Source organism: Arthrobacter sp. NPDC089319, assembly GCF_040684925.1.
Taxonomy (GTDB): Bacteria; Actinomycetota; Actinomycetes; order Actinomycetales; family Micrococcaceae; genus Crystallibacter.
Window position 1 is genome coordinate 1 of record NZ_JBFBGZ010000020.1, and the last position, 12,659, is coordinate 12,659.

The following is a 12,659-nucleotide window of genomic DNA, read 5'->3' on the forward strand; positions in this document are numbered from 1 at the left end:
CCTCTTAGATTCAGTTGGCAGTTGTGGTAAACCACCAACCTTAGAGGTCTTCACCCTTTCACCGTGTAACCAACGTCCTGTCGCAGTACAGCTAGCGGGCAGCGACACGGGCCGCGCCGCCCCGCCTATTTGCCGAAGTCTGCCGCAGAGTCGAACGGCCCGACGACGGTGACGACGCGGGGTGCCGCTGCCAATTCGGCGGCGAGCTCCCGGACCTGATCAACCGTGACCGCCTTGATCCGCGCGAGCGACTCGTCGATATCCAGGAACTCCCCGGACACCAGCTCGGCGCGGCCCAGCCGGGACATCCTGGAGCCGCTGTCTTCCAGCGCCATCACAATGCCTCCGGAGAGCTGTCCGACGGCGCGGCGCAGTTCGTCCGCGGTAATGCCGTCTGCCGCGAGCCGGTCCAGTTCGGAACCGAGCAGGTCGATGACCTGGCCGGTCTTGGCCGGTGAACACCCGGCATACATCCCGAAGTAGCCGGCGTCGGCGTACGCGCCGGAGAAGGAATAGGTGGCGTAGGCCAGCCCGCGCTTCTCCCGGATCTCCTGGAACAACCGGGAGGACATGCCGCCGCCCAGCACCGCGTTCAACACGCTCATGACGAAGCGGCGTTCATCGGTGGCGTTGATGGACGGGCAGCCCATCACGATGTTCGCCTGTTCCACCGGACGGCGGTGCACAAAGGTGCCGGCGACCGGGGCCACCGCCGCGGCGGCCGTCTGGCGGCGAGGCACCGGCACCGCGCCGGCCTCAAGATGCCAGCCGGCAGATTCCAACGCGGCGAGCACCAGGGTGCACACCGTGTCGTGGTCCAACCCGCCGGCGGCGGTCACCACGAGCTCGTCGGGCCGGTAGTAGCGCTGGTAATGGGAGAGGACCGAGTCCCGGGCCACGGCCTTGATCGCCTCGGGGGTGCCGCCGATAGGCCGGCCTAGCGGATGCCCGCCGAGCACTGCTTCAACGAATTTTTCGTGGCACACATCCGCGGGATCGTCATTGTCCATGGCGATCTCTTCGAGGATGACTCCGCGTTCCTGCTCGAGTTCCTGCGGGTCCAGGACCGCCGACGTGATCATGTCGGCGATGACGTCAATGGCCATCGGCAGGTCGGAATCGAGGACCCGGGCGTAGTAGCAGGTACTTTCCTTGGCCGTGGCCGCATTCGATTCGCCGCCGACTTCGTCGAAGGCGGAAGCGATGTCCAGTGCGGTCCGGCGTTTGGTGCCCTTGAAGAGCAGGTGCTCCAGGAAGTGGGTCGAGCCGTGTTGGCCCGCGGCTTCATCCCGCGAGCCAACACCAACCCAGAAGCCAATCGTCGCCGACCGCTGGCCGGGCATGGCCTCGGTCAGGACCCGCACTCCCCCGGGCAGCACCGAGCGGCGCACTATGGCACCGCCCGGTTCCCCGTGGATCAGCGTGGGGTCCGACCCACCGAGCTCGGTGGCATCGGCATGCTGCATGCTGCCGACCAGCGGCAGGGCGACGACGGTCATCTTTATTCGGCCGAGGCCTCTTCGGCTACAGCTTCTTCAGCGGCAGCCTCGTCAGCGACTACCGGAGCCAGCGACAGCTTGCCGCGGTCGTCGATCTTGGTGATCTCGACCTGGACCTTCTGGCCCACCGACACCACGTCGTCGACGTTGTCCACACGCTTGCCACCGGCCAGCTTGCGCAGTTCGGAGATGTGCAGCAGCCCGTCCTTGCCCGGGGTCAGCGACACGAAGGCACCGAAGGTGGTGGTCTTTACGACCGTACCCAGGTACCGCTCGCCCACCTCGGGGATCTGCGGGTTGGCGATCGCGTTCACTGCCGCGCGCGCTGCTTCGGCGGCCGTACCGTCGGTGGCGCCGATCAGCACCGTGCCGTCATCTTCGATGGAGATGTCCGCGCCGGTGTCCTCCTGGATCTGGTTGATCATCTTGCCCTTGGGGCCGATGACCTCGCCGATCTTGTCAACCGGAATCTTGACCGAGATGATCCGCGGGGCGAATTCGCTCATTTCGTCCGGCTGGTCGATGGCGGCGTTGATCACGCCGAGGATGTGCAGCCGGGCCTCGCGGGCCTGCTTCAGCGCGGCGGCCAGCACCGAGGCCGGGATTCCGTCGAGCTTGGTGTCCAGCTGGATGGCCGTGACGAACTCCGAGGTACCTGCGACCTTGAAGTCCATGTCGCCGAACGCATCCTCGGCGCCCAGGATGTCAGTCAGCGCGGCGTAGCGGGTCTCGCCGTCCACCTGGTCGGAGACCAGGCCCATGGCGATGCCGGCCACCGGAGCCTTCAGCGGCACACCGGCGTTGAGCATGGACAGCGTGGAGGCGCAGACCGAGCCCATCGAGGTGGAGCCGTTGGAGCTGAGGGCTTCCGAGACCTGGCGGATGGCGTACGGGAACTCCTCGCGCGACGGCAGCACCGGCACGAGTGCCCGCTCGGCCAGCGCGCCGTGGCCGATTTCGCGGCGCTTGGGCGAGCCAACCCGGCCGGTCTCACCGGTCGAGTACGGCGGGAAGTTGTAGTTGTGCATGTAGCGCTTGCGGGTGACCGGCGAGAGCGAATCGATCTGCTGTTCCATCTTCAGCATGTTCAGCGTGGTGACGCCCAGGATTTGGGTTTCGCCGCGCTCGAAGATGGCCGAACCGTGGACGCGGGGCAGGACTTCCACTTCAGCGGTGAGCTTGCGGATATCGCTGAGGCCGCGGCCGTCGATGCGGACCTGGTCCGTCAGGATGCGCTGGCGCACTACCTTCTTGGTCACCGAGTTGAAGGCTGCGGAGATTTCCTTCTCCCGGCCGGCGAACTCAGCGGATTCGGTGCCGGCGAGCTGTGCTACGACCTCGGCCTTGAAGGCGTCGGCGGCGTCGTTGCGCTCCTGCTTGTCGGCGATCGAGAAGATCTCGGTCAGCTTGGCAGCGGCGGCGGACTCGACGGCGGCGAAGGCGTCGTCCTCGTAGTCCCGGAAGATCGGGAACTCGACGGTGGGCTTGGCGGCCCGTGCGGCCAGGTCAGCCTGTGCGTCGCAGAGCGCCCGGATGAACGGCTTGGCCGCTTCCAGGCCCTCGGCCACAACCTCTTCGGTGGGGGCGGTGGCGCCCTCTTCCTTGATCAGGTTCCAGGCGTTGTCGGTTGCCTCGGCCTCGACCATCATGATCGCAATGTCATCGCCGTCGGCACCGCCGGCAATGCGGCCGGCCACAACCATGCTGAACACGGCGCGTTCCAGCTCGGAGTGCTTCGGGAAGGCCACCCACTGGCCGTCCACCAGTGCCACGCGGACACCGCCGATCGGGCCGGAGAAAGGCAGGCCGGAGAGCTGGGTGGACATGGACGAGGCGTTGATTGCCACCACGTCGTAGAGCACGTCCGGGTTGATCGCCAGTACGGTGACCACGATCTGGACCTCGTTGCGCAGCCCCTTGACGAAGGCCGGGCGCAGCGGACGGTCCATCAGGCGGCAGGCCAGGATAGCTTCCGTGGACGGGCGGCCTTCGCGGCGGAAGAACGAACCCGGGATGCGGCCGGCGGCATACATGCGCTCTTCCACATCGACGGTCAGCGGGAAGAAGTCGAAGCCTTCGCGCGGGGACTTGCCCGCCGTCGTGGCGGAGAGCAGGGCGGTGTCTTCGTCGATGTAGACCATCGCCGAGCCGGCTGCCTGCTGGGCAACGCGACCGGTTTCGAACCGGATCACGCGCTGGCCGAAGCGGCCGTTATCAATGACCGCTTCTGAGAACTGAATTTCGGGACCCTCCAAGAGAGTCACCTCCGTTTCTTCGAGTGTGCGGAGGCCGCCGGTATCTGCCCAGAGAAGCAGGCCGCTTCTCGGCCAGCCTGCCTGTACGCCACCCGGTCTTCGATCGAGACCTACGGGCCGTCCAAGGGGGCGTCCCGGAAGCCACTACCGAGGACCGCGAATGCCGCGATACCGGAAGTCTCCAGTTGATGTAGTTATCGCCCGGCGGTTTCCCGCCGGCCGTCTCCTGCCGCACCCGAAAGGGCGAGGTAGGAAAAAGGCGGCTCTTCTGTTCCCTGTGGCGATGAACGGAAGAGCCGCCTCCTTCGCCGACTAGCGGCGCAGGCCGAGGCGCTCGATGAGCGTACGGTAGCGCGTGATGTCGGTTTCACGCAGGTAGGTGAGCATACGACGGCGCCGGCCGACCAGGGCCATCAGGCCGCGGCGGGTGTGGTGGTCGTGCTTGTGCATCTTCAGGTGTTCGGTCAGGTCGGAGATGCGACGGGACAGAACAGCGATCTGTACCTCGGGGGAACCCGTGTCGCCCTCGTGCGTGGCGTATTCCTTGATGATTTCCTGCTTGAGCGCGGCGTCTAATGCCACAATAACTCCTAGAAGTTGTGCCGTGAGGCCCGAGTCAGCGCTTCGCTGCCGGGGGCTCCGTACTGTCCGCCGGTAGCCAGAGACTGCCGGAAGCCGAGCACAGAGGGATACAGCCGCCACGGACCGCAGCCGAATCCACCGGCAAGTTTACCTGTTGCGGACTCAGTCTGTCGAAAGCAGGCTGCGGGTGCGTGCCACATCGTCGTGCATTTGGGCGATCAACGCCTCGGGGCCGGTGTAGGCCACCATACCGCGCAGCCGCTGCACGAACTCGACCACTACCTGCTGGCCGTACAGATCGAAGTCATCGGTGCTCCCCTGCGGCCGGTCGATGACGTGCGCCTCTACCCGGCGGCTGGCCCCTTCGAAGGTGGGGTTTGAGCCCACCGAAATGGCGGCGGGCCATCTGGTACCGCGCTGGTCCACCAGCCAGCCGGCGTACACGCCGTCGGCCGGGATCAGTCCGGACGAGTGCTTGGACAGGTTAGCGGTGGGAAAGCCGAGTTCGCGGCCGCGGGCGTCGCCGTGCACCACTTCGCCGCGCATCCGGTGGGTCCGCCCGAGCACTTCGGCCGCCATGGCCACGTCACCGGCCGCCAGCGCCTCGCGCACCCAGGACGAGGAACAGCGCCGGCTGCCGTCGGCGCCGCCGTCTGCATCGGCTTCGGCTTCGTATTCGTCGACGACCTCGACGGCGAAGCCGAACTGGCGCCCGAGTTCCTGCATGGTGGTCACATCGCCCGCGTTGTTCTTGCCGAAGCGCGTATCGTGTCCGATCACGACGGCCGTTGCGCCAAGGGTTTCCACGAAGACATTGCGGACGAACTGCTCGGGTGTTTCGCCGGCCAACTCCAGCGTGTAGGTCATCATCAGGAGCCCATCCAGTCCGCTGGCCGCCAGGGCCTCGACCCTGTCTTCCAGGCCCATGATCAGCTGCGGGGCTGCGTCCGGCCGGTGCACTTGCGAGGGATGCGGATCGAAGGAAATGGCCACGGCCTGCGCCTCGCGGGCGGCAGCCGTCTCGACCAGGCGGCGCAGCACCTGCTGGTGGCCGCGGTGCACGCCGTCGAAGTTGCCCAGTGTCACCACTGATGGACCAAAGCCACGGGGTACGTCGGCCAGGTCTTTCCAGTAGTGCACAGTGAACTCCTCGTTGATTGGGCCTTGAGCGGTTGCGGCCCCGCGCCGGGCCCCTTCCATTATGGACGATCTTCCGACGGCTTCTGCCCGGCGGCTGGCCGGTGCCGCCAGAGCCACCAGAGGCCGACCACCGGAAGTACCAGCGGAACGTAACCGTAGCCTTGGCCGAAGCCGGACCACACAGTGTCCTGCGGAAGCAGTTCCGGGTCCAGTAGGCTGAGGAGTCCCACGGCGACGACGCCGAGGAGTTCGATGCCTACGGCGGCCACGGACAGCCAGTAGGAGCGGATTCCGGACTTGGCCAGCGTAATGGTCGCCAGGATGTAGACGACGGCGGCGAAGGCGGAGAGCATGTAGGCCACCGGTGCTTCGTTGAACTTGGTGGCGATCTGGTAGCCAGCCCGTGCGGTCGCGGACAGCGCGAAGACGCCGTAGACCGCCACGAGCAGGCGGCCGAAACCGGTGGCCCGGCGTGCCACCTCGTTCGTGTCCTGGGCCCGCTGAGCTGGCTGTTGTTTACGGCCGGTTTTCATGCGGCGATTGCTCCGTCCCAAATCTGTTCCATTCTTACCAGCATCACGAAGACGGTTACGGCGGCGGCGCCCAGTACCAGGTTGCTCCACCGGCTGCGGTCGGTGATTGACCACCAGAAGGCCGCCACCGGCACCAGCAGCGCCGTGATCAGATAACCCCAGAACTCCCAGGCCTCCCCGGCAACGGCCTCTCCGGACACCTGCCTGACGATGCCGGCTACGGCGTAGACCAGCAGAAACAGCTCCACGGCGGCCAGCGAGAGAATCGTAATGTCATTCGGCCCGTGTTTCAGGGCGGCCGCGACCACGCAAATGATGGCAGCAAGCAGCGTGATCACCGCGCCCGCGATGAAGAATCCGTCGACGATCATTTGTCGGTCGCCTCGTTTCCCGGTGCGAACACCAGCAGCGGCTTGGCCTGCGAATCGGTGTCTTCCAGCAGTGCCACCAGTGACCCGTCCGGGGCGAACGCCGCGGTGGCGCCCGCTTCTCCCCCGGCCGGAATCCGCCGGCCGTGGGAGACATCATCGGCTTCCGCGGCATTGAGTTCGCGGGCCGGGAACAACACTCTGGCGGCCTCATCCAAAGCCGTCAGCTGCAGGTTTTCGGCCAGTTGTTCCAGCGTAGCCGCGTCTTCGATCCGGAACGGCCCCACCCGGGTCCGGCGCAGCGCGGTCAAGTGCCCGCCCACGCCCAGCCCCTGCCCCAGATCGCGGGCCAGGGCGCGGATGTAAGTCCCGGACGAACATTCCACGGTCACGTCGATGTCCTGCACCTTGCCGCCGCGCTCCCGCCTAATGCCGTGGACCTCAAACCGGAGGATGGTGACCGGCCGGGCGGGCAACGACACCTCCTGGCCGGACCGGACGCGCGCATAGGACCGCTGGCCGTTGACCTTGATGGCCGAGACGCTGCTCGGCACCTGCTGGATGTCGCCGGTCAGTGCGGCAACGCCTTCGCGTATTTGTTGTTCCGTGACGGCCGCGGCGATGGTTTCCGCCGTGACATCGCCCTCGGCGTCGTCAGTCACCGTCGACTGGCCCAGGCGGATGGTCGCGTCGTAGGTCTTAGTGGCACCGACAATGTAGGTCAGCAGCCGGGTTGCCTTGTTGACCCCTACCACCAGGACGCCGGTGGCCATCGGGTCCAGGGTGCCGGCGTGGCCGACTTTTCGGGTTCCGGCCAGCCTGCGCATGCGGCCAACCACATCGTGGCTGGTCCACCCCTGCGGCTTGTCGACAAGTATCAGTCCGGAGCGGAGCAGGCCAGAAGTCACGCCTTTCAGTATATGGCGTCCCGGGTGCGGGTCCGTTCCCCGGCTTAAAGCATGAATCGTTGACAGCCCCTGCTGGCGCTACTAGCTTGAGCTCACTGCGTGCCGCACTCGGCCTGAGGGGAACGTCAGCAGGGGGAATGTCAACGGGCTGGGCACAGTCGCCTTTTCGGCATCACTTGCGCTTACCTCCAGTCATTCCATCGATCTGCGAGACCATTTGAGGTGCTTCGCGGCTTCTTTCAGGAGCTCATCCGTGAAAAAACACAAACTCTATCTTGCCCTGCCCTTGGTGCTTGGCTTATCGCTCGGCGCCGGCTTGGCACCGGCATCATCCGCCGACCGAAACAGTACTAAGCCGCCGGTGACCACCACGTTTGCCGACGGCCTGCTTTCCCCGCTGAGCCTTGCCGCCGGGCGGCAGGGGCTCTTCGTCACCCAGAATTTCGCCGGGCTGTTGAACAAGGTTCGGTCCCAAGGCGATCCCAAGGTGCTGTACAGTTCCGGCGGCCCGGAAGTGGGGGCCGTCTCCCTGTATAAAGACACCGTCTACTTTTCCGAAGGCACCGGCGCCGGCGGGATGGACGGGCTGCCGAACGTGCAGTGGATCAAGTCGCTGGACAACCACCGCGAGGCCACACCGAGGAAGATCGCGGACGTGGCCGCCTATGAGGCCAAGCGGAATCCGGACGGCCGGGTCACCTACGGTTTCCGCGACGTGCGGGACCAACAGTGCCTGGACCGGGTTCCCGCTGGGATCCCGGCCAAGTACAAGGGACAGGTGGACTCCCATGCCTACGCAACCGCCGCCGATAAGCGCACCGTCTACGTGGCCGACGCCGGCGCCAACGCGATCCTGAAGGTGGACAAGCGCAGCAAGCGGGTCAGCACCGTGGCGGTGCTGCCGGCGGCGTCCTTCCGGGTCACCGCCGTGCTGGCCGCGGGCATGGGCCTGCCGGACTGCGTGGTGGGCGAGCGGTACTATCTGGAGCCGGTGCCCACCGATGTGGAGTTCGGCAAGCACGGCTGGTTGTATGTCACCTCGTTGCCGGGCGGCCCGGAAGACGGCAGCCTCGGTGCGCTGGGCCGGGTCTTCAAGGTTCATTCCGGGACCGGCAAGGTCGTGCAGTTGGCCAGCGGCTTCTCCGGCGCCACGAACCTGGCCGTCAGTTCACGCGGTGACATCTATGTGGCCGAGATGTTCGGCAACAAGATCTCCGTGGTGAAGAAGGGGAATCACAAGGCGCGGACGTTCCTTGAGACCACCACCCCCGGTGCGCTGGAGATTCATGACAACCGGCTCTACGCCACGACGCATGCGTTGCCGGACTTCAGCGGGCAGACACCGCCCTCCGGGAAGCTGATCAAGATCAGGCTGCGCTGACGCCAGGGGAAATCGGTAGATCAAACGACGGTGGGCCACCCGCGCAGGGCAGGTGGCCCACCGTCGTCGTGCAGTGGATGGTTACTCCGGACGCGGCCCGCTGCCGGATTCGTCCGCGTCCTCGTCACCGGGCTTGCGGTACGGGTCTTCACCGCCGGCGAAGGCGGCTCCTTCGGCCATCGCTGCGACCTCGGCATCCTTCGCCTTCGCGGTCCGCAGCAGCTCCTCCAGATGGCTGGCGTTCACCGGGATTTCGTCCGGGACGAATTCCAGGGTGGGCGTCAGCCGGGCGGTGATGTTCCGGCCCACTTCCGCCCGCAGGACGCCCTTGGCGGATTCAAGCGCCTTGCGGGTTCCGTCCTGCTCTTCGTCCGTGCCGAAGACCGTGTAGTAGACGGTGGCATGCTGCAGGTCGTTGGTCACCCGGGCGTCGGTGATGGTCACAAACCCGAGGCGTGGATCCTTGACCCGGCGCTCGAGCGCCTGGGCCACTACTACCTTGATCCGGTCGGCCATTTTGGCTGCGCGTGCTGGGTCTGCCATGACCCCTCCTCAATTCTCGTGATGATGGCGGCACAACGGGCGCCCGGTGGCGATGCCACCAGACGCCCGCTGCAAGCCGGCTGCTAGACGCGCGGCTTTTCGCGCATTTCGAAGGTCTCGATGATGTCGCCTTCCTTGAGGTCGTTGAACGACCCAAGTCCGATACCACATTCGAATCCTTCGCGGACCTCGGTCGCGTCGTCCTTGAACCGCTTGAGCGAGTCGACGGTGAGGTTGTCACCGATGACCTTGCCGTCGCGGGTGACCCGTGCCTTGGAGTTACGGCGGATCGTGCCCGAGCGGACGATGGAGCCGGCGATGTTTCCGAACTTGGAGGAACGGAAGATCTCGCGGATCTCGGCGGTGCCGAGCTGTGCCTCTTCGTACTCCGGCTTGAGCATGCCCTTGAGCGCCAGCTCAATGTCATCGATGGCCGCGTAGATGACCGAGTAGAAGCGCATGTCCACGCCTTCGCGCTCGGCCAGTTCCGCCACCCGCTCGGCAGGCTTGACGTTGAAGCCGATGATGATGGCGTTGTCCACCGTGGCCAGGTTGACGTCGTTCTGCGTGATCGCGCCGACGCCGCGGTGGATAACCCGCAGTTGGACATCCTCGCCCACATCGATCTTGAGCAGCGAGTCTTCCAGTGCCTCCACGGCACCGGACACGTCGCCCTTGAGGATGAGGTTGAGGGTGTCGACCTTGCCCTCCGCCACAGCCTTGTCGAAGTCTTCCAGGCTGATGCGCTTGCGGCGCTTGGCCAGCGCGGCGTTGCGGTCCGCGGCTTCACGCTTCTCGGCAATCTGGCGGGCGGTGCGCTCGTCGTCGGTCACCAAGAAGGTGTCGCCGGCGCGGGGCACCGTGGACAGGCCCAGTACCTGGACCGGACGCGACGGCTCGGCCTCGGTGACCGATGCGCCGTCCTCGTCGAACATGGCGCGCACGCGGCCATGGGCGCTGCCGGCGACGATCGCGTCGCCCACCTGCAGCGTGCCGGACTGGACCAGCACGGTTGCCACCGCGCCGCGGCCCTTGTCCAGGTTCGCTTCGATCGCGATACCGCGGGCGTCCTTGTTCGGGTTGGCCCGCAGGTCCAGAGCGGCATCCGCGGTCAGCAGCACGGCCGAGAGCAGGTCGTCGATGTGCAGGCTCTCGCGGGCCGACACGTCAACGAACATGGTGTCGCCACCGTATTCCTCCGGAACCAAGCCGTACTCGGTCAGCTGGCCACGGATCTTCTCCGGGTTGGCGCCGTCCTTGTCGATCTTGTTCACCGCGACGACGATCGGCACGCCGGCCGCCTGCGCATGGTTCAGGGCTTCAACGGTCTGCGGCATGACGCCGTCGTCCGCTGCCACCACCAGGATGGCGATGTCGGTGACCTTCGCGCCGCGGGCACGCATGGCGGTGAACGCCTCGTGGCCCGGGGTGTCGATGAAGGTGATCTTGCGATCACGGTCGTCGTGCTGGAAGTCGATCTGGTAGGCACCGATGTGCTGGGTGATGCCGCCGTGCTCGCCTTCACCCACCTGGGTGTTGCGGATGGCGTCCAGCAGGCGGGTCTTACCGTGGTCGACGTGGCCCATGACCGTAACAACGGCCGGGCGCTTCTCCAGGTCGTCTTCACCCTCGGCCTCAAGCTCTGCGTCAAGGTCGATGTCGAACGAGTCAAGCAGCTCGCGCTCCTCGTCCTCCGGGGAGACAACCTGGATCTTGTAGCCCAGTTCGACGCCCAGCAGTTCGAAGGTGTCTTCGTCCAGGGACTGCGTGGCCGTGGCCATTTCGCCCAGGTGGAACAGCACGGTGACCAGCGCTGCCGGGTTCGCCTCGATCTTGTCGGCGAAATCGGTGATGGAGGAGCCGCGGCGCAACCGGACAACGGTGTTGCCGTCGCCGCGGGGTACCGAGACACCGCCCAGCGACGGTGCGCTCATCTGCTCCAGTTCCTGGCGCTTGGCGCGCTTCGACTTGCGCTGCTTGCCGCGCCCGGCGCCTCCCTTGCCGAAGGCACCCTGGGTACCGCCGCGACCGCGGCCTCCCTTGCCGAAGCCGCCGCCGGCCGGCGCTCCACCGGCACCGGGACGGCCCGGGGCCCCACCGGCACCCGGACGGCCGGGAGCACCACCGCGGCCGGCCGGGGCCGGGCGCTCGGTGCGGTTAGGCATCATGCCGGGAGTCGGACGGGCACCACCGGGTCCACCACCGGGACGCGGAGCACCCGGACGGGGTGCACCCGGACGCGGTGCGCCCGGACGAGGTGCGGCACCGCCGGGACGGGGTGCAGCCGGACGCGGACCGCCTTGGCCGGCAGCAGGACGCGGCCCACCCGGACGCGGCATGCCCTGCGAGGTTGCAAACGGGTTGTTGCCCGGGCGCGGTGCGCGCTCGGCATCGCGGTCGCCGCCACGGCCGCCGCGGGGCATGCCCTGCGACGTGGCAAACGGGTTGTTGCCCGGACGCGGACCGCCTGGGCGCGGGGCACCGGGACGGGCAGGTGCGGGGCCGCCGGGACGCGGAGCCGCAGACGCGGGCTTGGCTGCCGGAGCTTCAGCGGGCGCCGAAGCTTCAGCCGCTGCGGGAGCAGGAGCTGCCGGTGCCGGCTTGGCTGCTTCAGCTGCCGGAGCCGGGGCGGGTGCCGCCGGAGCCGACGCTGCAGGAGCAGCGGGAGTCGGCGCTGCCGCCGGGGCTTCCGGTGCTGCCTTCGCAGCCGGCTTCGCGCCGGGCTTGGGTGCTGCCTTGGGGGCGGCTGCCGGCTCGCTCTTCGGAGCGGCAGCGGGGAAGGCGTCGCGAAGCTTCTTCACGACGGGTGCCTCAATGGTGGATGAGGCTGACCGGACGAATTCGCCCAGTTCCTGCAGTTTGGATACTGCGTCTTTCGAGGTAATACCGAGCTCTTTTGCCAGCTCGTGTACGCGGACCTTGGCCACATTTCTCCTGTCTCGGTCCGCACGAGGCAGGGCTGCCGGGCACGAACCGTCTAATTCTTGCTGCGGCTTTCAGCAGAATCGGCTGAAATACCGCGGGCGGAGCACAATGAAGTACTCATCACTTGGCACTCATCGGGTTTCCATCAGTTTTCTGACCCGCTTTCAGGTTGGACGGTTGGGGTGACGAGGGCCGGCCGTGGTGGCGGCCTCGTCGTGAGCACGGAGCTGATCTACAACGGCACTGCTGTCGACATTGGCCCGGAAGGCCCTGCCGAAGGCACGCCGCTTGACTGCCAGCTCCACACATTCCGGTTCGCGGTGCATCCAGGCACCGCGTCCGGGCCTGCGGCGGACAGGATCGAGGACGACGGTGGCAACGCCACCGATTTCCTCGACTGCCAACCGCAGCAGAACGGCCTGGTCTTCCCGGCGCCGGCAGCCTATGCAGGTCCGCTTCGGCGGCGCAGCGGCCTCGTGGGCACGCGCCTGCATGGGTTTATGACTGTCGGGAAACCCGGCCATG

At 66.7% G+C, this 12,659-nt stretch carries 11 protein-coding genes; 1 reads left to right on the forward strand and 10 read right to left on the reverse strand.

The annotated features are described in order from the left end of the window. Positions 1-125 precede the first annotated feature (125 nt). From AB0N75_RS18240 to truB, 7 genes are all read right to left on the reverse strand, one after another. On the reverse strand, positions 126-1,466 hold the full coding sequence (locus AB0N75_RS18240; RefSeq protein WP_364652380.1) for a pitrilysin family protein: 1,341 nt from the start codon (positions 1,464-1,466) through the stop codon (positions 126-128). Positions 1,467-1,501: 35 nt separating this feature from the next. Further along, on the reverse strand, positions 1,502-3,754 hold the full coding sequence (locus tag AB0N75_RS18245; RefSeq protein WP_364652381.1) for a polyribonucleotide nucleotidyltransferase: 2,253 nt from the start codon (positions 3,752-3,754) through the stop codon (positions 1,502-1,504). 312 nt (positions 3,755-4,066) lie between these two features. Then, a complete protein-coding gene (gene rpsO, locus AB0N75_RS18250; protein WP_127511731.1) occupies positions 4,067-4,336 on the reverse strand; it encodes a 30S ribosomal protein S15 in 270 nt (89 codons plus the stop codon). 162 nt (positions 4,337-4,498) lie between these two features. Then, positions 4,499-5,536 carry a bifunctional riboflavin kinase/FAD synthetase gene (locus AB0N75_RS18255; protein ID WP_364652360.1) on the reverse strand — a complete coding sequence of 346 codons (1,038 nt, stop codon included), beginning with the start codon at positions 5,534-5,536 and terminating at the stop codon, positions 4,499-4,501. After that, the gene (locus AB0N75_RS18260) at positions 5,536-6,009 is read right to left on the reverse strand and encodes a hypothetical protein (protein WP_364652361.1); all 474 of its coding nucleotides are present in this window, start codon (positions 6,007-6,009) and stop codon (positions 5,536-5,538) included. Before AB0N75_RS18260 ends, AB0N75_RS18255 begins: the two co-directional genes overlap by 1 nt. Next, entirely contained in the window at positions 6,006-6,380 is a 375-nt protein-coding gene (locus AB0N75_RS18265) for a hypothetical protein (protein WP_364652362.1), read from the reverse strand. Before AB0N75_RS18265 ends, AB0N75_RS18260 begins: the two co-directional genes overlap by 4 nt. Then, positions 6,377-7,285, reverse strand: a complete 909-nt coding sequence (gene truB, locus AB0N75_RS18270) for a tRNA pseudouridine(55) synthase TruB (protein ID WP_364652363.1) — start codon at positions 7,283-7,285, stop codon at positions 6,377-6,379. Before truB ends, AB0N75_RS18265 begins: the two co-directional genes overlap by 4 nt. 253 nt (positions 7,286-7,538) lie before the next feature. Here truB and AB0N75_RS18275 point away from each other — a divergent pair, with 253 nt between their 5' ends. Continuing rightward, complete coding sequence (locus AB0N75_RS18275; protein WP_364652364.1) at positions 7,539-8,666, forward strand: ScyD/ScyE family protein; 1,128 nt, start codon at positions 7,539-7,541, stop codon at positions 8,664-8,666. A gap of 81 nt (positions 8,667-8,747) precedes the next feature. Here AB0N75_RS18275 and rbfA read toward each other — a convergent pair whose 3' ends face one another. The 3 genes from rbfA to AB0N75_RS18290 form a co-directional block, all read right to left on the reverse strand. After that, entirely contained in the window at positions 8,748-9,209 is a 462-nt protein-coding gene (gene rbfA / locus AB0N75_RS18280; RefSeq protein WP_364652365.1) for a 30S ribosome-binding factor RbfA, read from the reverse strand. An 83-nt stretch (positions 9,210-9,292) separates the two neighbouring features. Beyond that, complete coding sequence (gene infB / locus AB0N75_RS18285) at positions 9,293-12,136, reverse strand: translation initiation factor IF-2 (RefSeq protein WP_364652366.1); 2,844 nt, start codon at positions 12,134-12,136, stop codon at positions 9,293-9,295. Positions 12,137-12,298: 162 nt separating this feature from the next. Continuing rightward, the gene (locus AB0N75_RS18290) at positions 12,299-12,628 is read right to left on the reverse strand and encodes a YlxR family protein (RefSeq protein WP_364652367.1); all 330 of its coding nucleotides are present in this window, start codon (positions 12,626-12,628) and stop codon (positions 12,299-12,301) included. Between the last annotated feature and the right edge of the window lie 31 nt (positions 12,629-12,659).